This window comes from Sphingobium sp. AS12 (assembly GCF_019097845.1).
Lineage (GTDB): Bacteria > Pseudomonadota > Alphaproteobacteria > Sphingomonadales > Sphingomonadaceae > Sphingobium.
Genome location: NZ_JAHRGM010000085.1, coordinates 138936 through 162456 on the forward strand (window position 1 = coordinate 138936; position 23521 = coordinate 162456).

Genomic DNA, 23521 nt, shown 5'->3' on the forward strand with positions numbered 1-23521 from the left:
GGCCATTCGGGCAGCGCTGGTATCCTTGAAAATGCGCGAAAGAGCGCATTTTATATGCCGCACCGGCCGAATGTGCGTCAGCACATTCCCAAAGAGCCTTACCCGATCTGGTTCCAGGCGTCGGCGATTTCCGCGACCAGTTCGCGCGCCTGATCGACCGGTTCTGCCGACCTTTCCTTGGCCCCTACCAGCAGCAGGCGACGCGCTTCGCGGTAGATTTGCGCCAAACCCACGGAAATGTCGCCGCCCTTGTCGAAGTCGAGGCTCGATTCGAGCGCGAAGAGGATCGACATCGCCCGCGCCTGCTTGTCGGACACTTTCATCCGGTCGCCATTGCGTTCGGCCAGTGCCGCAGCGTCCATCGCGATCAGCAGTTCGTCGAAGAGGATCTTGACCAGCGCATGAGGGGTCGCGCCTTCGGTCCGGCTGCCCGAATGGACTGCCGCATAGCGCCGCGCCGCCGTGTTGCCTGCATAGCCCTGATTGTAGAACATCGTCTTGGCGTCCCCGATTAATTGTCGCTGTTGTTCCAGATTTCAATCTGCTGATCGAGATAGCTCTGCGTCGCCTTGAGCGCGGTGAGCCGCGTTTCCATCTTGGAATAGACGCTGGTCAGCTGCGCTTCGTAGCTGGCCATTTGCGTGTCGAGCTTTTCCAGCTGCTCGGTCAGCGTTTCGGCCAAAGCCTTATATTTGGCCTGGGACTGCACAAATGCGCCATCCTTCAGCTGGATCTTGTCCCTGACACTGTCCATCAGCCCGGCCAGACCCGGATTGGTCGCCGACGCGACCGTGGGGTTCAGCAATTGCGTAATCGCGGCAGGATCCGCCGCGATGGCCTTGTCCAGCGTGTCGGTATCAAGTTTGAGCGTGCCGTCGCGATTGGTGGCGACGCCGATGTCGGACAGCGTCTTGTAAGTGCCAGTGGCCGACAGCGCGGTGGAGGTCATTGCCGAGAGCTGGCGGCGCATGTCGCGGATCGACGCCTCGCCATTCAACACACCGGCAGACGAGGAGTCCGCTCCGGTCGCCGTTGCCGTGTTCAGCGCCTTGACCAGCGTATTGTAGGCGTCGACAAATTCGACCATCAGGTCGCGCATCGACGTCGTCGGCTCGGTCGTCGCGAGCGTGACGGTCGTGCCGGGCGCGGCCTTGTTGAGGTCGATTCGCAGATTGGCGATCGCGGTGTCGATGGTGTTGGTGGCATAATGCTGCTCCACCCCGTCAAGCTTGATGATCGCATTTTGCGGGCTGGCCTTCGACACCATGGTCGCGCTGTCGGCGCCAGCCCAGGCGAAGGCGGCAAGATCAACGCCGCTGACCGATGTCAGCGAGAAATCATTGGCAGCGCCGGTCGCGCCTTTCATCACTAGCCGCGTTCCCTGCACGTCGGTAACGACCGATGCGGTGACGCCCAGCCCCGATGCGTTGATGGCAGCAGCAAGGCCGGTATAGCTGTTGTTGGTGGCCGTGATGGTGATGGCAGCGGTCGAACCGCCAACCGTCAGCGTCAACTCACCCTCTCCGACCGCGCTGGCCGCCGTCGCGCCGGACACCGGGGTTGAGGCCAGAGTGCGGGCGGACGCGAGTTGCTGCACTTCCAGCTGGGCGGGCAATCCTGTCGGCACGCCGCCGGGCAGGAGGCTGACCGAGGCAATGCTGGTGTCGTTGGACGCAGGCGTGCCCGCGTAGCCGGTGCCGGACAAGAGGGTGGTCAGCGCATCGGCAAAAGTATCAAGCGAGCTGGAGGCCGACGCCAGCGCGGAAATCCGCGCGCTGTTCAGGCTCTGGCGATCGGTGATCACCTTTTCCTTGGGATCGCGCGTGGCGGCAACCAGGCTGGAAACGAGCGACTGGGTGTCGATGCCCGATCCGATGCCGAGTGCGGTGGTGATACTGGAGGTGACCGATGCCATTGCGCCGTCCTTTCAGAGGAAAGAACGGCGCTAGCGGCAAGACCTTTAGGAATGATTTTCGCGGGATGACCCGCACGGATTATCCGTTGGCGGAGGCGAGCAGCTGGTCAACCGTGCCGCGGCTGGGCGAACCCTGGGCGAGGTGGGCATAGGCGGCCTTTTCGACCATGCGCCGGGCGATGACTGCGGCATGTTCGACCGCTTCCTTGCTCGCGGGCGGCAGAGGCACCAGGATGATCGGCACCGGCATCATCGCCTGGATGGCGCCCGCGGCGGCTTCGACGCTGGGCGGATTGGTGGCCGATCGCAGGTCAGCCAATATGTCGGCAATTTCGACATGGACCTTGGCATATTCGGCGGCGCTGGCGACGTCTTCGTCGATCGACGCAAGGTCGATCTGCGGCGCGGCGCTACGCGCGCCGGGTGCCTCGCGATCCGATCGGCCCGACGATGCAGGCGGGACGGCCTGCACCGTGGACAGCGCGCGCGATGCGGCCCTGTCTATCGGCGATACTTCGCTGCGTGAACCATAGTCGCTCATGACGCACCATTATAATGCGTCCCCATGAAGAGATTACGGACAAAAGCGGCTAAACTTTAGTTCACCAAGTCAGTTTTTTCGTTCGCGACAGATGGAGCGCGAGAAGGATGGGGATAAGGCCCGGTCCCGGCACGCCAGCCATGCCAGCGACGATCTGAAGCAGGGGGAGGAAGAAGGCAAGCAATGGCCCGATCCGCCCCTGCCCCGCCGCCAGCGCCAGCACCGCCATGGCGGCAAGCGCGAGCGTATCGTAGGAAAGCATATATGGGGTGGCCGAGACGGCGCAGGCGAGGAACAGAAGATTGGCGCGCAGGTCGTGGGATGCGGGGCGCTGGCGGAAGCGGCGCCAGACCAGCAGGGCGGCGATCAGCGCCAGCGCCATCTGGAACGCAGTGGCGACCGGGACAGGGACGCCGATAACGCGCAGGTTCATGAACAGTGTAGGCATGAACGGCCCGGCGAGATGATCAGGGTCGCTCAACACCAGCGACTGGTTGGCGATCCCGGCGGCGATATAGACCTGCCAGATGTCGATGCCCCAGATCAGCGCGACCAGCGCCGCCAGCGTCAGGCTGGACAGGGCAGCGGCGGCAAAGGCCCGCCAATTGCCGGTCGCGACGAACAGCAGTGGGATCAACAGGGCCAGTTGTGGCTTGACCAGCAGCAGGCCGACCAGCGCGCCTGCCAGCCAGGGGCGACTTTCGCGCCAACGCAGCACGGCGAGCAGGATGGCGGTCGCAAGCAGGGCAAACTGGCCCGACATGATGCCGATCAGCGCAGCGGGCGCGGCCAGAAGCAGCGCGATGATCCGCCAGTCGCGGGTCCACAGGCGTAAGGCGACAGCGAAGCCGACAATGCCAAATGAGGTCCACAGCAGGAGCGCCGGGAGATAGGGGAGCAAGCCGAAAGGGGCGGCGATCAGCAGGGCCACAGGGGGATAGGACCAGAGCTGGCCGGGATAGCCAGCGCCCACGACGGAGCCGAGCGCCGCGAGATAGGTTGGCATGTCATAATAGCGGGCGGGGTCAGCTTCCCAAGCGGCGCGGCCATACATCCAGATGTTGAGGAAATCACGCCCCACCACGAGCGAGGTGCCGTCACGCGGGATAGGTGGGCCAAGGGTAAGTGTGAGGCAATAGGCCGGGACGAAGATCAGCAGCGTCAGGCCAGCGCCGATCCACAGCAAGCGTAGCCTGTCCACGATGCTCGTCAGCGTTTCTTGCCGTCGGCGTCGAAGCGCAGGTCGTCGGGGACGGTGATGAACGGACGGTCCATCTCGCTCGCCATGCGATTTTCGACCCGGAATACGAAGGCCAGCACGGTTGCGACCGCCATATAGAGGCCTTCATTGACGATCTGACCAGCGCGCGAGGTGAAGTAGATGGCGCGGGCGAGTTCGGGATATTGGAGGACGGTCACGCCATTCTGGTCGGCCAGTTCGCGAATGGCGGCGGCGATCGCGTCGCTGCCGCGCGCGACCACGACCGGCGCGGCATCGACGCCGGGCTTGTAGCGCAGTGCGACGGCGAAATGGGTCGGGTTGGTGATGATGACGCTGGCTTCGGCCACGGCCTGCCGGGTGGAGCCGTTGAGCATTTCAAACTGGCGGCGACGAATTTGGCCCTTGAGTTCGGGCGAGCCTTCGCTTTCCTTATGCTCGTCCTTGATTTCCTGCTTGGACATGCCGAGCCGCTTGGCGCGCTGCATGATCTGCGCTGGCACGTCGATGCCTGCGATCAGGAACAGCCCGCCCGCCATCACCAGGCAGGTGAGGATGAACATATTGCTAAGGTCTGCCATGGCGGGGGCAATGCCCTGCTTGCCGAGGCCGATGATCGCGGTCAGCCGGTCCCAGATCATCCACACGCCAATGCTGCCCAGCAGGCCGACCTTGGCGATCGATTTGAGCAGCTCGATCAGACCCTGGGTGCCGAACATTTTTTTGAGGCCCGCGCCGGGGTTCATCTTCGACGCCTTGGGCGCGAAGGCACCGGGGCGGAACCCAAGCGACCCCAGCAGGGCGGGCGCGGCGATGGCGGCGAGGAAGGTCGCCAGCAGCACACCGGCCACCGGCAGGGCGATGCCGGTCAGCAGGTCCATCCCGCGTTCGGCCGGGGAAAAATCGACGATATCGTCGCGCCGGAAGCGCAGCGCCTGGGTCAGCATGTCCGACAAGGCATCGATCATCGACGGCCCGGCCACCGCCAGCCAGCCGATGCCAGCCATCACCACAAGCGCGGTGCCCAGTTCACGCGACTGGAGAATATCGCCCTTCTTGGCGGCATCCTGCAATTTCTTTTGTGTCGGTTTTTCGGTCTTTTCGCCGCCGCCGGGACTGTCCGCCATGGCCTAGCGCCCTTCCGCGATCGACTGGGCTTGGTCGAGACCGGCCTTGAGCGCGACGGTCAGCCCTTCGCCCATGATCGGCGCGGCAATCGCCAGCAGGACAAGGCCGGCCATCATCGCCATCGGCATACCCACGGCGAACAGGTTGAGCGAGGGGGCGGCGCGGGCCAGCATCCCCATGACGATCTGCACCAGCACCAGCGCGAAGCCGACCGGGAGCGCGACGGTGACGCCCGCACCCAACAACGCCCCGCCAAATTCGACCAGATGCCAGACCGTATCGTTGGACAGCATCGCCGCGCCGGGAGGGAGCGCCTGATAGCTTTTGACGACGAACCCCGCGAGCAGCAGATGTCCGTCCATGCCGAGCAGCAGGAAGGTAGCTAGGATGGAGAGGAACTGCCCCACCACCTGTGTCCCCTGCCCCGATGACGGGTCGACCATCGCTGCGAAATTGAGGCCCATGGCGTTGCCGATCGTTTCCCCCGCGACGAAGGCGGCGGCGTAACCGATCTGCACCGCAAAGCCCATGGCGAGGCCTGCCAGCACTTCGCCCGCGACCATCATCACGCCTTCAAAACTGGCGATGCCATCGGGCGGCAGGGTGATGGTGACGGTGTTGAGCGCGGCCAGACCCAGCGCGAGGCTGAGGATCAGGCGCAGTTGCAGCGGCACGGCGGGGGCGCCGAATACGGGGGCAGCAATGAAGGCCGCGCCGGGGCGGATCATGGCGATCAGCCAGACCCATAATTGGGCCTCTACCCCGGCAAAGCCCGGTGCGATCATTGCAGCAGGTCCGGTATCCGCTCGAAAATCTCGCGGGTGAAATCGGCGATCAGCACCATGATCGATCCGCCGAACAGGGCCAGCATCCCGCCCACGACGATGATCTTGGGAATGAAACTCAACGTCTGTTCGTTGATCGAGGTCGCGGCCTGCACCATGCCGATCACCAGACCCGCCACCAGCGCGGGCAGCAGGATGGGCGCGGCGGCCAGTGCCGTGATCCAGAGCGCCTGCTGGGCAAGGCCCATGAAGAAATCGGCGTTTTCCATGTTTCAGGAAATCCTCAACCCGCTCGCCCCCGGACTTGATCCGGGGGAAGTCGAAGCCCTCTGCCGAGCGGAGGCGAGGTCGGGACCTTCGCTACACTCAGGTGAACCCTTCGACAGGCTCAGGGCGAACGGGGGTTGGGTATTGGCGCAAATCATGTCGCGAACGACCCTGCCAAGCTCCCCATGGTCAGCGCCCAGCCATCGACCAGCACGAACAAGAGCAGCTTGAAGGGCATGGAGATGATGGTTGGGGACAGCATCATCATGCCCAGCGCCATGAGCGTCGAGGCGACGACAAGGTCGATGATGAGGAAGGGGAGGAAGATCATGAAGCCGATCTGGAAGGCGGTCTTGAGTTCGCTGGTGACGAAGGCGGGCAGCAGGATGGTGAAGGGGATGTCGGCGGATGTGCGGAAAGGCGGGGCTTCGGCGAGACCGGCAAACAGCTTGAGATCGCTTTCGCGCGTCTGCTTGGCCATGAAGCCGTGCAGCACCTTGCCCGAGCGGCCGACCGCTTCCTCGATCGTGATCTGGCCCTTGCCATAGGGGTCGAAGGCCAGCTTGTTGATCTCGTCGATGGCGGGGCGCATCACGAAGAGCGAGAGGAACAGCGAGAGACCCAGCAGCACCTGATTGGGCGGGGTCTGTTGCAGCCCCAGCGCCTGCCGCAGCAGCGACAGGACGATGATGATGCGGGTGAAGCTGGTCATCATGAGGATGAGCGACGGCAGCACCGTCAGCAAGCTCATGAGGATCAGGATTTGCAGGCTGAGCGAGAGCGAGCGACCGTCGCCCGAAATCTGGCCCATCGCCCGGCTCAGCGCGCCGCCATTGTCAACCGGCGCGGCGGGTGCGGCCTGGGCAAAGGCGGGGGTTGTGACGAGCAGGATGATAAGAACGGCAGCCGTCAGCGCCAGCGCAATTCTGATCCCGATACGCTGTGCTTGCGCTCCGCAAATCCCGTCATTCCGGCCCAGGCCGGGGTGACGATTGTCAGGTAGCGGGAGCAAGTCAGCGAACACGGACGGCATCGCCTTCCGCGATTTTTTCGATGCGGCCGCGGGTGACCGAGAGGAGAATTTTCTTGCCCTCAAACTCCACGACGGCAAGCTTGCCGAACGCGCCCATCGGCAGGGCTTCGAGCAGTTTGAGCGAACGGTCGCCCTGTGCGCCGATCATGCCCGGCTGATATTTCCGCCACAGCCACAGCGCGCCAAAGGCCATGCCGCCCACCAGCGGCAGGAGGATCAGCAATTTGACGAAATACCAGACCATCATGAAGCCGCCCGCAGATTATGGTTAATGCCCTGCGTTCCGCAGTTTCGTCGCCCAAGGCAAGCGTAAAATCCGATGCGTGCGATCAACCGCGCCGTTCGATGCCCGCCAGCCGGTTTTCGGTTGCGGCAATGTCGATGATGCGGATGCCATAGCGACCATTGACGGTCACCACCTCACCCTTGGCGATCAGCGCGCCATTGACCATGATGTCGAGCAGATCGTCGGCCTGCCGGTCCAGTTCGACGATCGAGCCTTCGGCCAGATCCATGACTTCGGCCAGGCGCAGCGAGGTGGAGCCGACCTCCACCGACATGCGCACAGGAATGTCGGCCAGCAGCTTGAACTGGTGGTTATTGGTCATCCGCCCGACCGGATCTTCTCCACGCTCCATGCGGGGGGCTTCGCTCATGTCACTCATTGGTCGGGTCCTTGTACAATCTTTTCAATCTGGAAGGCGGCGCGGCCATCCTGTTCGCCGATGCTGCCGCGCGCGACGATGCGGTTGCCCACGATCAGCGGCAGGCTGCGGCCGATGGTCACGGGAATGACGTCGCCGACCTTGAGCTGCATCAGCTCCGCCAGCGAGAGGTTGGGACGGGCCAGCACGGTGCGGGCGGGCAGGCGGATGTCGCGCATCCGGCGGGCGATACGCGCCTGCCAGACGGGGTCGCTCTGTTCATCGTCGGCGGGCAGTTTGGTGCCCATCAACGGCTCGACGGCGCGCAAGGCGGCGAGCGGAAAGACGAGATCAACCGGCCAAAGCTGGTCGCGAGTGATGCTGATCATGAAACGCTGGACCACCATCTGGTCGCCCGGCTGGGCGGAGGCGGCAAAACCGACCCCGGTTTCGCGCATGATCAGCGCCGGTTCCAGCGGCAATATGTCGGCCCAGGTTTCGACCAGGCGGGCGAGGAGGGATTCAGACAGACGGGCGATCAGCCGGTCCTCGGTCGGCGTAAATTCGCCACGCGGGGGCAAGGGGCGATTGCCGATGCCGCCATAGAAACAGTCGACCAGGGTGGAAATCATTGCCGCGTCCATGCGCAGCAGCACCTGCCCCTTGAGCGGGGACATGCGGTAGATGGAAATGCTGGTGAAGGGCGGCACCTGGGCCGACCAGGCGGCAAAGTCGAGCAGTTGCGCATCCTGCGCTTCCACCTGCGGGCGTACGCCGCAGATCGGCTCCACCAAGGCACGGATGCGCCGGCCAAGCTTTTCGCCCAGCCGGTCCAGCCCGGACAGCATCATTGGTGCCTGCGATTCCCCCCGCCCGAAGGCGTAGGTCTGAACGTCGTCCATCTTGGTCCCCTGCCCTTCGGGTCAGGGGATTTCCCGACCTTTCAGACAGGCCTATTGAATAACGAAATTGGTAAAATAAACGTTATCAACGCCGCCATAACCCGTTTTTTGCTTCAATATATCGTTGATAATGCCCTTGATCTTGCTTTGGAGCATCTGTTTGCCCTGCGGGGTGGACAAGGTCTCTTCCGGCTGCTGGGCGAGCATCATCAACACCTGGCTGCGGATCGCCATCTCGTGCGTCTTGATCGCGTCGATGACGCGCAGGTCATAATAGGTCGATACCGCGACCGAAATCTGGGCGAAGGCGTCCGTGTCGGACATGTTCGACGTGAAGGGGGTCTGGAGCTGGAAATAGCTTGCCTGATAGGCGGCAGGGTTCGCGGGCGCCGGCAGGTCTATGCCCTTGCCATGCGCGCCATGGGCCGCTGCTGCGCCCTCGCCATGCGGGACGGCATGGGCCTTGGCGATCTCCTCCGCGCTTTCTCCGGCCAGGACCAGGACGGGCTTATTGGGATCGATCTTTGGGCCTTCATCCTTGGGGCTGAAGAAACCGGCGGCATAGAGGCCGCCGGCCGCGCCTGCGCCGCCAACCACCATGGCGATGACGATCAGCAGGATCATTTTCATGCCCCCGCCTTTTTTCTTCTTGGCCTTCGGCTCGTCGCTCATCGTTCATATCCCCCAGGATAGCGCTGGTCACGCATAGCGCGCGCGGATGGCTTGGCTGGCGGTGTCGCCAGTCTGCTCATGGTTAAGAACGGCAGGATCGCCACCCGCTTTATGGGCGAGTGCGATATTTTCGCGGGGCTGCCAGCGGCCCTGCTGCTGCGATTGGCCCATGCCCTGCCCCGCGCCCTGCCAGTTGGCGGACTGACCGTTTTGCTGGCCCGATTGCTGCTGGCCGGATTGTTGCTGGGGCGACTGGTCGGAGCGACCAGCGTCGCCCGACGGCGGGGCGCGTTCAATCTTAACCTCGCTGATGCGGACCGCCGACAGGCCCGCGTCGAGGCGCAGCCGATCGCTATCCTGGCGCAAGGCGGCTTCGGCCATGTCGCTGGACACAGTCAGGCTGACCGCGGCTCCATCAATGCCCTGGCGGATATTGACGTCGATCGGGCCAAGCTGGTCGCTGCTGATCTGGAATCGGCCCTGCGCGCCATTGGCGGACAGGCCCGCAATGTCGCGGGCCAGCCCGTCAATCCACTGGCCCGACACGCCCATGTCGACGACCTGCGCGCCAAGGGTGGCGGAGAGATTGACGATGGGGAGCGCTGGGGCGGCAGTCTGGGTCGTCAGCGTTGGCGAAACGGTCGCGGGGGCGACCGGTTCAGTGGCTTTGGTAATCGCGTCCGTTGTCGGGGCAAGGACGGCCTCGGTGGGGGCCGTGCTGCTTTCAGACACAGGCGCAGCTGCGGGATGCCGGGTCATGTGCTGGCGCGCGAACTGGAGCAGCGACAGGGCTTCCGCCTTGGCCGACACTGAGCTGGACATGGTGACGGGTGTTGCGATCGGGGCTGGGTCCGGTGCGGCTTCAGGCTGCGCTGGCTGCGCGATCGGTGCGGCAGGCGCGGCGATCGCCGGGGTGCCGAGCGGCTGGGACGCGGGCGCGACCGGAGCAGCCTGCGCTGGGGCGGGTGCGACCGGGGCTGGGGCAAGCCGGATGTCAGGCGATTCCGCAGCGACGGGCGCAGCCTGCGTCGGAATGGGGTTGACGACCGGGGCTGGCGCGGGGGTGATATCAATGGGTTGTGCAGTAGGCGGCGCGGCCTGGTTCAAGTCGGCATTTACAAAGGATTGCTGATCCGTCGCGCCAGCCTGGCCCAGCGCCACCGGCACGGCGGCCGTCTGGACCGTAGCGCGGGACGCAACACGCGGTGCGGCGGGGGATGGCTCTTCGGGGGTGGCAGGCGGCGTCATCACTATGGCGGGCGGCGGGGGCGCGAGGACGGACTGTTCGGGGCGCTCCGGTTCGGCGTCGGGCGATGCAGGCTCCGGGTCCGTCACGGGAGCCGTGTCGGATGGCGCGGCGGGTGCGACCGGCGAGGGCGCGACCTGGGCCGGGGCTGCATGATGTTGCGCCTTGGACGCCGGTTTGCCGGGCGCGGGGTCGCTCTCCACCGGGAGGGCCGGGGCTGGCGGGGGCGCAGTAACTGCCCCGTCAGCGGGGATGATGTGCGATGCGGCGAGAAGCTGCGCCACCGAGCCAATGGCTGTTGGCAGGTCATCGGGGCGCTGTGTGAGCGGCTCGGCCTGTTCGGCGCTATGGGCCGGTTCGGCCTCCTCTGCTGGCTCTGCCCCAGGCTGGGCCGGGGGCGGCGTGATGGACAGCGGGCTTTGCGTTAGCGGCTTCGGCGCGGCGGCGATCGGGGCGCTTTGGGTCGGCGTGAAGGGCGGCGCAGCGGTCGGGAGTGGCAGGGCTTCGTTGTCGGTCGGGACAGCGGCATCCGTGGCAGGGGCATCTGGCAGAGGCGCATGGTCACTCATGTCAGGTGCGGTAGCGGGCATGGCGACCGGCGCAGCGGTGGCGGCGTTCATCATCGCGGAGAAGTCGGGCGCGCCATCGGGTGTCGCGGCGGGCGCATCCTTGCCGGTGCCGAGTGGCGTGGTGGCGAAGAGTAGCGCCTTGAGGCTGGCGATCATATTCATGTCAGGCTTCCCCGTTCCGCTGCATCCGGCGATAGCGCGGCAGCGCTGCCAGCTTGTTTTCGCGCCACTCCTCCAGGGTCGCGCGGGCGCGGTCCTTGAGGCGGGTGGCGATTTCCTTCTCGCGGTTCGCTGCAAGAGTCATGCCTTCTTTGGCCTCCACCTTGCGCCGGGCGTCATAAAGGGCGCCATCAAGCTGCCGTCCGGCCTGTTCAAGGCGGGTGGCAAGTTCCTGCATCGCGGCAAAAGACGCGCCGGTGGCGGCCCCTTCGGTCTCGAACAATTCGCCGCGCACCTTGTTGAGGCGCTCGATATTGCGGGCGAGGCCATCGGCCTCGTCACGGGCGCGTGCGGTTTCGGCGACGGCCATGGCGTGCTGGACATGACGCACGCGCAGTACGCGCTGGCGACGATTGACGAGACCCTTCATGCGCCAAAGCTCGCGACGAGTGCGGAGGCGCTGGTGTCGAGGTCGATGCGGCTTTTCTGGTCCTGCCGGATGAAGTCGAGAATTTCCTGACGGCGCTGGACGGCTTCGTCGATCACCGGATCATTGCCGGGGCGATAGGCACCCATCAGGATGAGATCGCGATTTTCCTCATAGGCGGCCCAGAGGCGGCGATAATTAGCCGCCGCCATGCGATGCTCGTCCGGCACGACGTCGGCCATGACGCGCGAGAGCGATTTGCCGATGTCGATGGCGGGGAAGATCGCCTGTTCGGACAGATGACGCGACAGGACGAAATGGCCATCGACAATGGCACGGGCGGCATCGACGATCGGATCGTCAGTATCGTCGCCATCGGCCAGCACGGTGTAGAGCGCAGTGATCGATCCGCCGGTGCGGGCGTCCACCCCTGCCCTTTCGACAAGGCGCGGGATGAGCGCAAGGGCGGAGGGCGGATAGCCTTTCATTGCGGGCGGTTCGCCAAGCGCCAGGCCGATTTCGCGCTGGGCATGGGCGCAGCGGGTCAGGCTGTCGATCAGCAGCAGCACCTTCTTGCCACGGGCGCGGAAATATTCAGCGATCGCGGTGGCCCGCGCAGCGGCGCGCAGGCGCAGCACCGGGGGATGATCGGCAGGGACAGCGACGACGATGCTCTTGTGCATCGTGTGCTTGAGTTTGGTTTCGAGGAAATCGCTGACTTCGCGGCCACGCTCGCCGATCAGGCCGACAACGACGACATCGGCTTCGGCTCCGGCGATCATCTGGCCCATCAGCACGGATTTGCCGACGCCGGACCCGGCGATGATAGCGATACGCTGGCCGCGCCCGGCGGTCAGCAGCGCGTTGACGGCGCGGACGCCAAGATCGAAGGGTTCGGTGACCCGGCCCCGGTCGAGGACATTGCCCTTGACGCCGTTCAGTGGCCAGACGCCGCCCGCGATGATCGGTCCCTTGCGATCCAAGGGCTGACCCATGGCATCGACCACGCGGCCGATCAGCCCTTCACCGACCTGCACCATGTTCGCCTGGCTGTCCGGTTCGACGCGGATGCCGTTTTCCAGCGGCGCGTCGGCATCGAGCGGGACCAGCAGGGTGCGATCGCCGCGAAAGCCGACGACTTCGGCACGGCATATGGAGCCGTCGCTGGCCATGACGCGCGCGCCAGAGCCGATCGGACGGCGAAAGCCGGTGACTTCGAGCATCCCGGCATCATGGCTGACCAATCGGCCAACCCGGCGGGGCTGGCGGTTCTGGACCTGGAGATGGTCGAACAGGGTTTCGGCCTGGGCCAGCGCCGCGCGGATCAAGGCTTGCCCTCCATATCGTCCATCAGCGCGCGCAGGCGGGCTAGGCGGACGTCCGGGCCATCCTCGACCCAGCCATCGGCGGTTTCGAGCCGCACGCAGCCGCGGTGCAACGCCTTGTCGGGAACCAGCGATACGCCGATCGATTCGCCTTCGAGCAGGGCGATGTCGTCGGGATGGAGGTGAAGGGCGCTCTTGCCCTGATTATCCTCGATAAAGGCGGCAACGGTGTCGCAGCGCTGCACCAGCCGTTCGATGTCGATCTCCACTTCGCCGACAATCTGTTCGACCAGACGGACGACGGTGGCGGAGAGCATGGTGGACAACATGCCGCTGGGCGCGGGGCTGAGCATTTCCAGCGACTGGGTCAGGCGGTCATGCGCTTGCGTCGCGTCAGCATGGGTCTGGGCGGTGATACGGCAGCCTTCGTCGAAACCCATGGTGAAGGCTTCCATCCGGGCCTCCTCCATCGGATCGGCCTCTGCCTCCATCTCGATGACGCCATGGCGCATCGTCGCGGTGTGCTGACCGGGGATCGAGGTGTAGAGGCTGCGGAAGCCGCCCTTTTCCACCTGGCGCACGCCCGTCATCGAGACCGGCGCGACATCCTGCACTGCCTCTGCACCCCAGATTTTAGACAAAGTCATTCCCCTTGCCACCCAGCATGATGGTGCCGGCGTCGGCCATGCGGCGCGCGGTGGCGATGATGAGTTTCTGTGCGTCGATCACTTCAGCGAGGCGGATCGGGCCGCGTTCCTCAATCTCGTCAGCGATCGACTGCGCCGCGCGGGCGGACATGCAGCTGAAGATCTTGCCCTTGAGCAGGTCGTTGACGCCCTTGAGCGCAACAACCAGCACGGCGCTGTCGACGGTGCGCATCAGCGTGCCGAGATTCTTTTCATCCATGTCGATAAGGTTATCGAACACGAACATCTCTTCCTCGATGGTCTGGGCGATCATCTTGTCGCGCTTGGCCACCGCCTTCATGATCCGCTGCTCATTATCCTTGCGGACATTGTTCATGATCGCGGCGGCCTCGATCGTGCCGCCGCGCTGGGATGCTGCGCCCTGCTTCTTGGCCGGACCGCGCAGCAGCAGCTGTTCCAGATCATCCAGCGCCTCGTTCGACACGGGCCCAAGCGTCGCGATGCGATAGACAATTTCTTCCTGATATTCGACCGGCAGCAATTGCAGCACGTCGGCGGCGATCGGCGCTTCGAGATGGGCCAGCACGATCGCCATGATCTGCGGATGCTCCGCCTCGATCAGCGCCGCGATTTCCTTGGCATCCATCCATTTGAGCATTTCCAACTGGGTGGAGCGGGTCGGCGGGGTGATGCGCGCCAGGATGGTTTCGGCCCGTTCCTCACCCAAGGCCTTGGTCATCGCGCCGCGAATATGGCGGGTCGCGCCATAGCCGATGGTGGTGCGCTTCTTGGCCTTGGTCACGAAATGGTCGAGCGCCTCGTTCACCTCTTCAGGATCGACATCGGCGACGTCATACATGGCATAGCCCAGCTGGCGCACTTCTTCAGGTTCCAGACGCGCCAGTATCTGCGCGGCCTCATCCTCATCGAACAGCATCAGCAGGACGGCGGCGGCGGCGCTGCCCTTGAGCGCCTCTGGCCGACCGGGAACGATCTCAGGCATTTTCCTTCTTCCCCTCCTTCAGGAGGTCGCGGACGACGAGGGCAGCGCGGTCGGGATCCTGCTTCACAAAGTTGCGAATAAGGTCGGCGCGCTGGGCATAGTCATAGGTGGAGGAGATCATATCGAGCGTGATCGGGCGGCTTGGATCGGGTGCCTCGACCGCCTGTTTGGTCAGTTCACCCGAAATTTCGCGACCGATGCGCTGGCCATTCTGGGCCGTGTCGGCGGCGACCGCCTCCTGCGCTGCGGCGCGGCGCTTCAGGAGCGGGCGACCGATGCCGAAGATGACGAGCAGCGCGACGAGCAGGGCCGACACGTTGCGGACCAGCGGCGAGACCCATTCGGCTTCATACCATTGGGGCTTTACCTCTTCGGTCTTGAGGAAGCTGCGCGAGGACAGAGCCACCACGTCGCCACGGGCCTGGTCGAAGCCGATCGCGCCTTTCACAAGTGCTTCGAGCGCGGCGATTTCCTGCGGCGTGCGCGCCTTGCCGTCGGGGGCATTGTCGAGCGCCACGGCGACCGACAGGCGCTTGACGGTGCCGACCGCATCCTTGGTCACGGACACTTCACGGCCCAGTTCAAAGCTGCGGTTGAACGTCTCTTCGGTCTTGAGCAGCGGGTTGGGCGGGGTGCCAGGGGTTTGCGCGGCGGCAGTCTGGCCCTGCTGGACGGCCTGACCATTGGGATTGGTCTGGGTCACCGTCGGGTTGACGGGTGCCTGATTGCTGAGCGCGCCGGGGATGCCCGATGCTTCGCCCGTGCCTTGGCCACGCGGGTCGGAAGCCCAGGTGCCCTGTTCGGTGCGAAGCCGGGCTTCGTCCTGCGGATAGGTCTCGCGGGTCGCCTGCCGCTCGGCAAAATTGAGTTCGGCATGGACTTCGGTCGAGAAATTATTGGCACCCAGGATCGGGGTGAGCAGCGCAACAACGGATTGGCGATAGCGGTCCTCGATCCGGTTCTGGATCGTGAGCTGGCGATCATCGCCGGAGTCGCTGTCATTCTTGCTGAGCAGGCGGCCATTCTGGTCGACCAACGAAATCTGGTCGGGCGACAGGTCGGCAACCGACGAGGCGACGAGATGGACGATCGCGCTGACCTGCGCATCGGTAAGGGTGCGGCCATTGGCGAGGCGCAGCATGACCGACGCGGTGGGCTTGGCCCGGTCGCGCAGGAATACGCTGGGCGGTTCGACGGCCAAGTGAACCTTGGCGCTTTCGACGCTGTCGATCGCTTCGATCGTGCGCGCGAGGTCCATTTCGCGGGCGGAACGTAATTTTTCGCCCTCGACCGCGCGACTGGCGCCCATGGGCAGGCTGTCGATCATGCTGTTGCCGTCGGGCGCGCTCTTGGGCAGGCCTTGCGCGGCGAGCATCATCTTCGCCTTGAAATAATCGCCCTCCCCCACGGTCATCGCGCCGCTATTGTCGAAGTCGTAGGGGATGCCGTTCTGGTCGAGGATCTGTGCGACCGCCGACTTGTCGGTATCGGGCAGGCCACGGAACAGGTCACGCTGCGGCGGTTCGCGCAGCGCCATCCAGGCGAGGCCAGCGACGGCAAGGACGCCGAACAGGCCAAGTAGCGGCAGGCTCTTCGCCACGGCAGGCTGCTTCATGAAGCCGGTGATCCGCGCCCGAAGCGCGTCGATCCCCTTGGCCGATCCATAGCCGGAGGAAGCCGTCGTCGGGAGGGCGGGCCGGGCGGCAGCGCCGCCATCGAGGGTGAGTGCGTTCTCGCTCATGGTTTAGACCGGCATGCTCATGATGTCCTTGTAAGCGGACAGAAGTTTGTTGCGGACCTGAAGGGTCGCCTCGAAGCTGACCGACGCCTGCTGCTTGGCCAGCATGACGGCGGCGATGTCGGTGGTTTCGCCCCGTTCGAACGCGGCGGCGGCCTCACCGGCCTTGCCTTGCAGGCCGTTGACCTGTTGCAAGGCGCTGTTGAGCGCTTCGGTGAAGCCACCGGGCGCGGTGCCGGGCGCAGTACCGTTTGGGGCGTTCGCGCCGCCGACCGATCCGGTCGAGGCGACGTCGCGCAGCGCGGCGTTTTTTTGCAGGATGGCGTTGCGGATCGCCATCACATTGTCGGTCGGGGAAATGCCGGTCATGTCCTATCCTCCCGTCAAGCCGCAGCCAGATCGCGCATTTCGGCGAGCCGATAGCGCAGCGTGCGTTCAGAAATGCCGAGCTTGCGCGCGGCGGCGGCGCGGTGGCCGTCGGTTTCGCGCAGCGCGGTGCGGATCGCTTCCAATTTGCTGTGATGGGCGACATCGCGCAGCCGGACCGGTTCAGCCGGTTCGGGCGAGACGATGCGCAGACCCTGCTGCCGGGGCGCGCCCGCCAGATGCAGGTCATGCGCGTCGATCCGTTCCCCATCGCGCAGCACCAGCGCGCGCTGAAGAACATTGCCCAGTTCGCGGGCATTGCCCGGCCAGGCGTGGGCGATGAGCTTGTCGAGGGCGGCGGCGGTCGGCCAGACGAAGCCGTCCTTGCCCATGTCCGAGAAACGCAGCAGCATGGCGGCAGTAATTGCGGCGATGTCGCCGGGGCGTTCGGCCAGAGGGCGCAGGTCGAGCGGCATGACATTCAGGCGCCAGTAGAGATCCTCGCGGAACCGTCCGGCGGCACATTCCTGCGCCAGATCGCGGTTACAGGCGGCGATGACGCGGACATTGACCGGCACGGCATGGGTCGCGCCGACGGGGAGGACTTCGCCCTCCTGAAGCGCGCGCAGCAGCTTGGCCTGAAGCGCGATCGGCAGTTCGGCGATTTCGTCGAGGAAGAGCGTGCCGCCGTCAGCGGCCAGGAACAGCCCTTCGGACGCATTGGCAGCGCCGGTGAAGCTGCCCTTGCGATGGCCAAACAGCATCGCTTCCATCATGGTTTCGGGGAGCGCAGCGCAATTGACGGCGATGAAGTCACCCGACGTGCGGCCCGACTGGGTATGGAGGAAGCGCGCCATGCCTTCCTTGCCAGTGCCGGTGTCGCCCTGAATGAGGACGGTGGCTTCGCTGCGCGCGACCCGGCCGGCCAGCGTCATCAGCCGCGCGCTGGCGCTGTCGCCCACGGCGGGGATGGCGGCGGGGCGGGCCAGTTCGGCGATGAGGGCGAAGGCAAAGCCCATATCCTCAAGGCTGAAGGCGACGCGGGCGGGCAGGCCGTTGGCGGCCGCCACCAGCGAGGGCGTGCCGTCGACAAGCGTGATGAGGATATCGCGATGGGTGGCATGGCCGATTTCGGTCGCCAGCAGCACGCGGCGGCTGTCGCGTTCACGCGGCGCGGCGGCGTCCACGACCCGGACAGCGAACAGGGCGTTTTCCAGCCAATGCTGCAACCCTGGAACGAGCGCACAAACGCCTCGGCTCATATCGAGCGATGACATGACTTGGTCCCCAAATGGCTGGCCAGCTTGTACCCCCGTACGCACTGGCCTTCTTCGATGGTCCCAATGTGCGCTACCGTGGTTAGCAATTGGTTAATTGCCGGTAGGACTTGCCGCCGACCGGCAATTATTTTCCGCCGCGGCAACGGCCCAACCGCACCTAATATATAACACGCGCGCGTAGAGGGCCGTTAAGCGACGGGCAAAACACGAAAAATGCAGAAAAATCGACATGCCCCCTAAAAGCCGTTCGCCCCCCGCCGTTATCCCCTTTCGAGGCCGCAAGCGCTCTAACGGATGGCAGCGACCTGATTGACACGGAAAGGGAAACACCATGACTGTTATCGGAACCAACACCGCCGCTCTGCGCTCCGCCAACGCTTCCTCGATGGCCAGCAAGGGCCTGAGCACCGCGATGGAACGCCTGTCGACCGGCAAGCGCATCAACAGCGCCAAGGACGACGCCGCTGGCCTGGCCATCGCTTCGACCATGACCTCGCAGATCCGCGGCATGACCCAGGGCATCCGCAACGCCAATGACGGCATCAGCCTCGCCCAGACCGCTGAAGGTTCGCTCGGCGAAGTAACCAACATGCTGCAGCGTATGCGTGAATTGACCGTTCAGGCGCTGAACGGCACCAACGACACCAACGCCAAGGCGAACATCACGTCGGAACTGGACCAGCTGTCCACGCAGATCAGCACCACGATGACCAATTCCAAGTTCAACGGCATCTCGCTGTTCCCGACCACCGCTGCCACGGTTTCGATCCAGGCCGGTGCGACCGCGAACGACACTGTCTCGCTCTCGCTGGGTGGCATCGACCTTTCGCCGGTCGTCGGCACCACGGCCGCCACGGTCAGCGCCGCCACCGCCACAACCGCGACCCTGGCGCTCTATGACACGGCCCTGTCGGCTGTATCGACGGCCCAGGCCAAGCTGGGTGCGGCGCAGAACCGCCTGGAATCGACGGTCAACAACCTGACCGCCAACGTCACCAACCTGACCGACGCTCGCAGCCGCATCGAGGACGCCGACTTCTCGGCCGAAACGACCGCCCTCGCCAAGTCGCAGATCCTGAGCCAGGCATCGACCGCGATGCTGGCACAGGCCAACCAGAGCCAGCAGGGCGTGCTGAAGCTGATCGGCTAAGTCAGGCCAACCCCATTGGTCGGCTGAGGTCCTGGTCACCGGACAGCCGCCCAACGTAACCCCCGGCACATTAACAGTCCCCACCGTGCCGGGGGTCACATCTTCGATCTAACGACCAGCATATGCGAAGCCCTCGTCCCCCCGGACGGGGGTTTCGTCGCGTTTGCCCGGATAGAGGCCTTGGCTTTGGCTGTCCTGCGACCCATGATGGCGGCATGACCCATATCAACCGGCGCGCGATGATCGCCGCCACCGGCGCAGCGCTGATCCTTCCCCACAGACTGATGGCGCAAGCGGCCAGCGAGCCTTTTTCATGGGAGCGGCTGGTGGCGCGGGCGCAGCGATTGGCGCGCGCGCCTTTTGCCGAGACGCCTTTGCATCCCGGCGCGCAGGCGATCGACTATGATGCGCTGCATCAGGCGCGCTTTGCCGATGATCGCACCATTTGGGGGGATTTGCCCGGCGATACCGGCGTGCGGCTGTTCCCACTCAGCCGGACAGCGGCGCAGCCGGTGCAGATCGCGCTGGTCGACAAGGGCCGCGCCACGCCGCTGCGCTATGACCCGGCCATGTTCGACGCGCCGGGCGACAATCCAGTCAAGAAGCTACCCGCCGACGCAGGCTTTGCGGGTTTTCGCATCATGAATGCGGCACGAGATGGCGACTGGCTGTCCTTTCTGGGGGCCAGCTATTTCCGTGCGCCCAGCCCGCAAAAACAATTCGGCCTGTCGGCCCGCGCGATCGCGATCAATACCAGCATTGCAGGCAAGGAGGAATTTCCCCGCTTCACCCATTTCTGGCTGGAGCGCACCGGCACCAGCAGCGTCACCATCCACGCGCTGCTGGACGGGGCGTCGATCACCGGCGCGTTCCGCTTCGTGAGCAGCCTTGGGAACGATGGCGTGCGGCAGGATGTGACGGCTGCACTGTTCCCTCGCCGCGCAATTCCCGAACTGGGGCTGATGCCGATGACCAGCATGTTCTGGTATGATCAGGCGAACCGGCGGCAGGGAACCGACTGGCGACCGGAAATCCATGACAGCGACCTGCTGTCAATCGCCAGCAAGGACGGCACTGTCCATGCCCGGCCGCTGGTCAACCCCGCCGTGCCGCAGGTCAGCGCCTTTGCCGAGCGCGATCCCAAAGGCTTTGGCTTGCTCCAGCGTGACCGGGATTTTGCCCATTATCAGGATGATGGCGTCTTTTACGACCGGCGGCCTTCGCTCTGGGCAACCCCTGCCCGGCCGCTGGGCGCGGGTCAGGTGCGGCTCTACAGCTTCCCGACCGACAGCGAATATACCGACAATGTTGCGGCCTATTGGACACCCGACGCCGCGCCGGTGCCGGGGCGGCGGATCGACCTTGCCTATCGGCTGGACTGGTCGGCGGCGCAGAATCCGAGCGGGACTGCCCTTGCCACGGTCGCCAACGTCTGGCGCGGGCGCGGCGATCGGCCAGATGCGCAGCGGCTAGTGGTCGATTTTGCGGGCGTGCTACAAGGGGTGCGGCCCGACATATGGACCGACCTGAGCGGGGGCACGCTGATCAAGGCGGCGGGTTATCCGGTTCTGGGGCAGCGCGGCCTGTTCCGCGCCGTCATCGATCTGGAGGCGAAATCGGGCGTTCCGACCGAGGTTCGGCTGCAACTGCGCGGCGACGGTCGCGTTTTGAGCGAATATGTGCATTATCCGATTGTGGGATGAAGGGAACCGCCAGCGTAACGAGCGGTTCTGTCCCGTGGGTCAATCGCAATCAGGTCTGGAATGAATGTGACGGGAGGCGTGCTGACGGTGGATGCCGTCACCGGAGACAAGGCTATGCCACGGGCATTTGAGCAGGTGCCGGCAGAAACGCCGATCGCCATGCCGGTGCAGGATTTTGGCGGGCGTCCGCCGATGATCGCGCGGCGGCGGTTCAATATCGACCTGTGGGCGCGCCGCCTGCTGGTCGTGCTGCTCGCGCTGTTGCCCGCCGCCATGGCCGCACATGAAATGCGCCGGTCGATCGGGCTGGACGGGATTTCAGCTTGGGAGGGCGTCTATCTGGCGTTGTTCATCCCGCTCTTCGCCTGGATCGCCTTTGGTTTTGCCACCGCGTTGATCGGTTTCCTGCTGCTGACCGTGGGCAAGGGTCGCGCGGTCACGCCCCATGCTTTGACCCCAGCCACGGCGCTGGCGGGCAAGACCGCGATCCTGCTGCCCGTCTGTAACGAGGATTTTCTGGGCGTGCTGGGTCGGCTGTCGATCATGGAACGATCGCTGGCGCAGGTGATGGGGGGCGAACGGTTCGAGTTTTTCATCCTGTCCGATTCCAATGCCGACAATGGCGAGACGGAGCGGCGCGCCTATCTGGAAATGCGAGAGTCCTTCTCTCGCCCGGTCCATTATCGCCGTCGCGCGCTGAATATCGGGCGCAAGCCGGGCAATATCGCCGAGTGGGTCGAGCGGTTCGGCGGCGGTTATGATTATATGGTCGTGCTGGACGCAGACAGCGTGATGAGCGGGCAGACGATGGCGCGGCTGGCCGCCGACATGGAGCGGCATCCGCAGGTCGGGCTGATCCAGACCGTCCCCACCGTGGTGGGCGCTGCGACGCTGTTCGCGCGCTGGCAGCAGTTCGCCAGTCGATTGTTCGGGCCGATTTCGGCGGCGGGCATGATCTGGTGGGCAGGCTCCGAAGGCATGTTCTGGGGGCATAATGCCATCGTGCGGGTCAAGGCCTTCGCGCAGAGTTGCGGCCTGCCCGAACTGCCCGGTCGCGCGCCCTTTGGCGGGCATATCATGAGCCACGACATGATCGAGGCGGCGCTGCTGCGGCGGCGCGGCTGGGACGTGCATATGGTGAGCGCGGAGGATAGTTTCGAGGAATTTCCGCCCGCCATGCCCGACCTCTTCACCCGCGATCGGCGCTGGTGTCAGGGCAACATCCAGCATGTGCCCTTGTTCATCAAGATTGCCGGGCTGCATCCGGTCAGCCGCTTCCAGCTGCTGGTCGGGGCGTCGGCCTATTGCACGTCGCCGCTGTGGCTGGCGCTGATGCTGGTGGTGTTGGGCGGGGCGCTGGCGGGCATGTGGCCGCCGAGCGCGGTGCTGCCGTCGGGCGGGCTGCTGGCGGTGACCGCGACCTTACTGTTCGGTCCCAAGCTGCTGGCGATGGTCTGGGCGATGATCGATCCAGCGCGGCGGATCGGCTTTGGCGGCGCGGCGCGGATGACGCGCGGGGTGATCGCCGACATTGCGCTGTCGATCCTGATGGCGCCGGTGGCGATGCTGACCCAGACGATCAACCTGTTCGGTATCTTGATGGGGCGCAAGAGCAGCTGGAACGGGCAGACACGCGACCGCGACGGCATGGGGCTGGGCAGCGCCATCTGGCTGTTCAAATGGCATATTTTGCTGGGGATCGGCCTGACAGCGATGGCGGTGCAGGCGGGCGGGCTGGGCTGGATCACGCCGGTGGCGGCGGGATTGCTGCTGGCACCCGTGCTGGCGGCGCTGACCGCGCGCAAGGATCTGGGGCGGCGAGCGGAGCAGAGCGGGCTGTTCGTGGTCGCCGATCCATGGTGGCGCACGCAAAGCTATCGCCCGCTGCGGTTCCGCTGGCCGAGTGGCGATGAGCGGCGGATGGGGCCATTTGCGGCGAATGATGAGTGATTTGGATCACGCCAACACCCGTTCGGGCTGAGTTGGTCGAAGCCTCGTTCTTCTTCGCAAGAAGGACAGCCCTTCGACAGGCTCAGGGCGAACGGAGGTGGTGTTGGGCGTTAATCCCAGTCGCGCAGTTTCTCACGTAGCCGGTCGAGCGCGGCTTTCTTGATCTGGCAGACGCGTGCTGCGCCAATGTCCAGCGTGTGGCCGATTTCCTCCAGATTGAGTTCCTCGACGAAATAAAGTTGCAGCACCAGCGCCTCGCGCTCCGGCAGTTCGCTGATGCCGTTGGCGATCGCGGCCTTTAGCGATTCGCGTTCCAATATGTCGTCGGCGCGGTCCTCCACATCGGCGAACCACATCGACTGGTCGGAATAGACCTCGTCCATGCTGGTGTGCTGGACCATCTCCACACTGTCGGCGAGTTCGCGATAGTCGGACGGGTCCAGCCCCATGTCGGCGGACATTTCCGCTTCGGTCGGCAGGCGGCCCAGCTGCTGTTCCAGCCGGTTGCGGACCTTGGCCAGATCCTTGCGCTTGGCCATGGCCGAGCGGCAGAGCGTCGCCTGCCGCCGCAAATGGTCGATCATCGCGCCGCGCACGCGCAGTTGCGCATAGGCGGCAAAGCCAAGCCCGCGATCCTCGAAACTGTTGGCGGCTTCGACCAGGGCGACCATGCCAATCTGGAGCAGGTCCTCCACCTCGATCGCGGTGGAGACGCGGCCATGGACGTGCCAGGCGATCTTGCGCACCAGCGGCATATATTGGCGCGCCAGCCGTTCCGGGCTGTTGTCCCCCGGCTTGGCATAGGTGTGGGGGCCGGACGTGATCTTGTTCATGTACATAGGTCAGCCTCTC

At 65.0% G+C, this 23521-nt stretch carries 24 protein-coding genes; 3 read left to right on the forward strand and 21 right to left on the reverse strand.

Translation table 11 applies throughout. The features are described 5' to 3' along the window. Positions 1–98 precede the first annotated feature (98 nt). The 20 genes from fliS to KRZ98_RS22935 all read right to left on the reverse strand — a co-directional run bounded on the left by fliS (position 99) and on the right by KRZ98_RS22935 (position 17863). Positions 99–494: a flagellar export chaperone FliS gene (fliS, locus tag KRZ98_RS22840; protein WP_119749100.1), complete on the reverse strand. Its 396-nt coding sequence runs from the start codon at positions 492–494 to the stop codon at positions 99–101. A 17-nt stretch (positions 495–511) separates the two neighbouring features. Then, the gene (gene fliD, locus KRZ98_RS22845; RefSeq protein ID WP_217675473.1) at positions 512–1915 is read right to left on the reverse strand and encodes a flagellar filament capping protein FliD; all 1404 of its coding nucleotides are present in this window, start codon (positions 1913–1915) and stop codon (positions 512–514) included. 79 nt (positions 1916–1994) lie between these two features. Then, a complete protein-coding gene (locus KRZ98_RS22850) occupies positions 1995–2456 on the reverse strand; it encodes a hypothetical protein (RefSeq protein ID WP_217675474.1) in 462 nt (153 codons plus the stop codon). Positions 2457–2517: 61 nt separating this feature from the next. After that, positions 2518–3657 (reverse strand): glycosyltransferase family 87 protein, encoded by a 1140-nt coding sequence (locus KRZ98_RS22855; protein WP_217675475.1) that lies wholly within the window; start codon positions 3655–3657, stop codon positions 2518–2520. An 8-nt stretch (positions 3658–3665) separates the two neighbouring features. Beyond that, positions 3666–4802, reverse strand: a complete 1137-nt coding sequence (flhB, locus tag KRZ98_RS22860; protein ID WP_217675476.1) for a flagellar type III secretion system protein FlhB — start codon at positions 4800–4802, stop codon at positions 3666–3668. A gap of 3 nt (positions 4803–4805) precedes the next feature. Next, complete coding sequence (gene fliR, locus KRZ98_RS22865; protein WP_217675477.1) at positions 4806–5588, reverse strand: flagellar biosynthetic protein FliR; 783 nt, start codon at positions 5586–5588, stop codon at positions 4806–4808. Next, positions 5585–5857 carry a flagellar biosynthesis protein FliQ gene (gene fliQ, locus KRZ98_RS22870; RefSeq protein ID WP_017182874.1) on the reverse strand — a complete coding sequence of 91 codons (273 nt, stop codon included), beginning with the start codon at positions 5855–5857 and terminating at the stop codon, positions 5585–5587. Before fliQ ends, fliR begins: the two co-directional genes overlap by 4 nt. A gap of 152 nt (positions 5858–6009) precedes the next feature. Further along, positions 6010–6888 carry a flagellar type III secretion system pore protein FliP gene (gene fliP / locus KRZ98_RS22875; protein WP_302849144.1) on the reverse strand — a complete coding sequence of 293 codons (879 nt, stop codon included), beginning with the start codon at positions 6886–6888 and terminating at the stop codon, positions 6010–6012. Beyond that, positions 6869–7132 (reverse strand): flagellar biosynthetic protein FliO, encoded by a 264-nt coding sequence (locus tag KRZ98_RS22880; RefSeq protein ID WP_037490358.1) that lies wholly within the window; start codon positions 7130–7132, stop codon positions 6869–6871. Before KRZ98_RS22880 ends, fliP begins: the two co-directional genes overlap by 20 nt. Before the next feature lie 85 nt (positions 7133–7217). After that, positions 7218–7553: a flagellar motor switch protein FliN gene (gene fliN / locus KRZ98_RS22885; RefSeq protein ID WP_119749112.1), complete on the reverse strand. Its 336-nt coding sequence runs from the start codon at positions 7551–7553 to the stop codon at positions 7218–7220. Beyond that, entirely contained in the window at positions 7550–8434 is an 885-nt protein-coding gene (locus KRZ98_RS22890) for a flagellar motor switch protein FliM (protein WP_217675478.1), read from the reverse strand. The genes fliN and KRZ98_RS22890 overlap by 4 nt, the downstream gene beginning before the upstream one ends. A gap of 51 nt (positions 8435–8485) precedes the next feature. After that, positions 8486–9106 carry a flagellar basal body-associated protein FliL gene (fliL, locus tag KRZ98_RS22895; protein WP_217675479.1) on the reverse strand — a complete coding sequence of 207 codons (621 nt, stop codon included), beginning with the start codon at positions 9104–9106 and terminating at the stop codon, positions 8486–8488. A gap of 27 nt (positions 9107–9133) precedes the next feature. Beyond that, positions 9134–11083 carry a flagellar hook-length control protein FliK gene (locus tag KRZ98_RS22900; protein ID WP_217675480.1) on the reverse strand — a complete coding sequence of 650 codons (1950 nt, stop codon included), beginning with the start codon at positions 11081–11083 and terminating at the stop codon, positions 9134–9136. Position 11084: 1 nt separating this feature from the next. Then, positions 11085–11510, reverse strand: a complete 426-nt coding sequence (locus tag KRZ98_RS22905; RefSeq protein WP_217675481.1) for a hypothetical protein — start codon at positions 11508–11510, stop codon at positions 11085–11087. After that, entirely contained in the window at positions 11507–12835 is a 1329-nt protein-coding gene (locus KRZ98_RS22910) for a FliI/YscN family ATPase (protein ID WP_217675482.1), read from the reverse strand. The genes KRZ98_RS22905 and KRZ98_RS22910 overlap by 4 nt, the downstream gene beginning before the upstream one ends. Then, positions 12832–13479, reverse strand: coding sequence for a FliH/SctL family protein (locus KRZ98_RS22915; RefSeq protein WP_217675483.1), 648 nt, complete (start codon positions 13477–13479; stop codon positions 12832–12834). The genes KRZ98_RS22910 and KRZ98_RS22915 overlap by 4 nt, the downstream gene beginning before the upstream one ends. Further along, positions 13466–14482 (reverse strand): flagellar motor switch protein FliG, encoded by a 1017-nt coding sequence (fliG, locus tag KRZ98_RS22920; protein ID WP_217675484.1) that lies wholly within the window; start codon positions 14480–14482, stop codon positions 13466–13468. Before fliG ends, KRZ98_RS22915 begins: the two co-directional genes overlap by 14 nt. Next, positions 14475–16223 (reverse strand): flagellar basal-body MS-ring/collar protein FliF, encoded by a 1749-nt coding sequence (gene fliF, locus KRZ98_RS22925; protein WP_217675485.1) that lies wholly within the window; start codon positions 16221–16223, stop codon positions 14475–14477. The genes fliG and fliF overlap by 8 nt, the downstream gene beginning before the upstream one ends. Before the next feature lie 3 nt (positions 16224–16226). Continuing rightward, positions 16227–16589, reverse strand: a complete 363-nt coding sequence (fliE, locus tag KRZ98_RS22930) for a flagellar hook-basal body complex protein FliE (RefSeq protein ID WP_017182885.1) — start codon at positions 16587–16589, stop codon at positions 16227–16229. A 14-nt stretch (positions 16590–16603) separates the two neighbouring features. Beyond that, a complete protein-coding gene (locus KRZ98_RS22935; RefSeq protein WP_217675486.1) occupies positions 16604–17863 on the reverse strand; it encodes a sigma-54-dependent Fis family transcriptional regulator in 1260 nt (419 codons plus the stop codon). Between the two features lie 334 nt (positions 17864–18197). Here KRZ98_RS22935 and KRZ98_RS22940 point away from each other — a divergent pair, with 334 nt between their 5' ends. From KRZ98_RS22940 to mdoH, 3 genes are all read left to right on the forward strand, one after another. Beyond that, positions 18198–19016 carry a flagellin gene (locus tag KRZ98_RS22940; protein ID WP_217675487.1) on the forward strand — a complete coding sequence of 273 codons (819 nt, stop codon included), beginning with the start codon at positions 18198–18200 and terminating at the stop codon, positions 19014–19016. A 215-nt stretch (positions 19017–19231) separates the two neighbouring features. After that, on the forward strand, positions 19232–20719 hold the full coding sequence (locus tag KRZ98_RS22945; protein ID WP_217675488.1) for a glucan biosynthesis protein: 1488 nt from the start codon (positions 19232–19234) through the stop codon (positions 20717–20719). A 60-nt stretch (positions 20720–20779) separates the two neighbouring features. Beyond that, complete coding sequence (mdoH, locus tag KRZ98_RS22950) at positions 20780–22669, forward strand: glucans biosynthesis glucosyltransferase MdoH (RefSeq protein WP_217675489.1); 1890 nt, start codon at positions 20780–20782, stop codon at positions 22667–22669. A 110-nt stretch (positions 22670–22779) separates the two neighbouring features. On the opposite strand, the gene KRZ98_RS22955 is transcribed toward mdoH, so the two are convergent. Then, entirely contained in the window at positions 22780–23508 is a 729-nt protein-coding gene (locus KRZ98_RS22955; RefSeq protein WP_217675490.1) for a sigma-70 family RNA polymerase sigma factor, read from the reverse strand. Between the last annotated feature and the right edge of the window lie 13 nt (positions 23509–23521).

Excerpts from the sequence above, each read along its gene's own strand:
- KRZ98_RS22945 (WP_217675488.1), top strand. The coding sequence starts at position 19,232 with ATGACCCATATCAACCGGCGCGCGATGATCGCCGCCACCGGCGCAGCG.
- mdoH (WP_217675489.1), top strand. The coding sequence starts at position 20,780 with ATGAATGTGACGGGAGGCGTGCTGACGGTGGATGCCGTCACCGGAGAC.
- KRZ98_RS22940 (WP_217675487.1), top strand. The coding sequence starts at position 18,198 with ATGACTGTTATCGGAACCAACACCGCCGCTCTGCGCTCCGCCAACGCT.
- KRZ98_RS22880 (WP_037490358.1), bottom strand. The coding sequence starts at position 7,132 with ATGGTCTGGTATTTCGTCAAATTGCTGATCCTCCTGCCGCTGGTGGGC.
- fliE (WP_017182885.1), bottom strand. The coding sequence starts at position 16,589 with ATGACCGGCATTTCCCCGACCGACAATGTGATGGCGATCCGCAACGCC.
- KRZ98_RS22900 (WP_217675480.1), bottom strand. The coding sequence starts at position 11,083 with ATGAATATGATCGCCAGCCTCAAGGCGCTACTCTTCGCCACCACGCCA.
- fliF (WP_217675485.1), bottom strand. The coding sequence starts at position 16,223 with ATGAGCGAGAACGCACTCACCCTCGATGGCGGCGCTGCCGCCCGGCCC.
- fliG (WP_217675484.1), bottom strand. The coding sequence starts at position 14,482 with ATGCCTGAGATCGTTCCCGGTCGGCCAGAGGCGCTCAAGGGCAGCGCC.
- fliS (WP_119749100.1), bottom strand. The coding sequence starts at position 494 with ATGTTCTACAATCAGGGCTATGCAGGCAACACGGCGGCGCGGCGCTAT.
- KRZ98_RS22905 (WP_217675481.1), bottom strand. The coding sequence starts at position 11,510 with ATGAAGGGTCTCGTCAATCGTCGCCAGCGCGTACTGCGCGTGCGTCAT.
- fliR (WP_217675477.1), bottom strand. The coding sequence starts at position 5,588 with ATGATCGCACCGGGCTTTGCCGGGGTAGAGGCCCAATTATGGGTCTGG.
- fliQ (WP_017182874.1), bottom strand. The coding sequence starts at position 5,857 with ATGGAAAACGCCGATTTCTTCATGGGCCTTGCCCAGCAGGCGCTCTGG.
- KRZ98_RS22850 (WP_217675474.1), bottom strand. The coding sequence starts at position 2,456 with ATGAGCGACTATGGTTCACGCAGCGAAGTATCGCCGATAGACAGGGCC.
- KRZ98_RS22915 (WP_217675483.1), bottom strand. The coding sequence starts at position 13,479 with ATGACTTTGTCTAAAATCTGGGGTGCAGAGGCAGTGCAGGATGTCGCG.
- fliN (WP_119749112.1), bottom strand. The coding sequence starts at position 7,553 with ATGAGTGACATGAGCGAAGCCCCCCGCATGGAGCGTGGAGAAGATCCG.
- fliD (WP_217675473.1), bottom strand. The coding sequence starts at position 1,915 with ATGGCATCGGTCACCTCCAGTATCACCACCGCACTCGGCATCGGATCG.
- fliL (WP_217675479.1), bottom strand. The coding sequence starts at position 9,106 with ATGAGCGACGAGCCGAAGGCCAAGAAGAAAAAAGGCGGGGGCATGAAA.
- KRZ98_RS22955 (WP_217675490.1), bottom strand. The coding sequence starts at position 23,508 with ATGTACATGAACAAGATCACGTCCGGCCCCCACACCTATGCCAAGCCG.
- KRZ98_RS22890 (WP_217675478.1), bottom strand. The coding sequence starts at position 8,434 with ATGGACGACGTTCAGACCTACGCCTTCGGGCGGGGGGAATCGCAGGCA.
- fliP (WP_302849144.1), bottom strand. The coding sequence starts at position 6,888 with ATGCCGTCCGTGTTCGCTGACTTGCTCCCGCTACCTGACAATCGTCAC.
- KRZ98_RS22935 (WP_217675486.1), bottom strand. The coding sequence starts at position 17,863 with ATGTCATCGCTCGATATGAGCCGAGGCGTTTGTGCGCTCGTTCCAGGG.
- flhB (WP_217675476.1), bottom strand. The coding sequence starts at position 4,802 with ATGGCGGACAGTCCCGGCGGCGGCGAAAAGACCGAAAAACCGACACAA.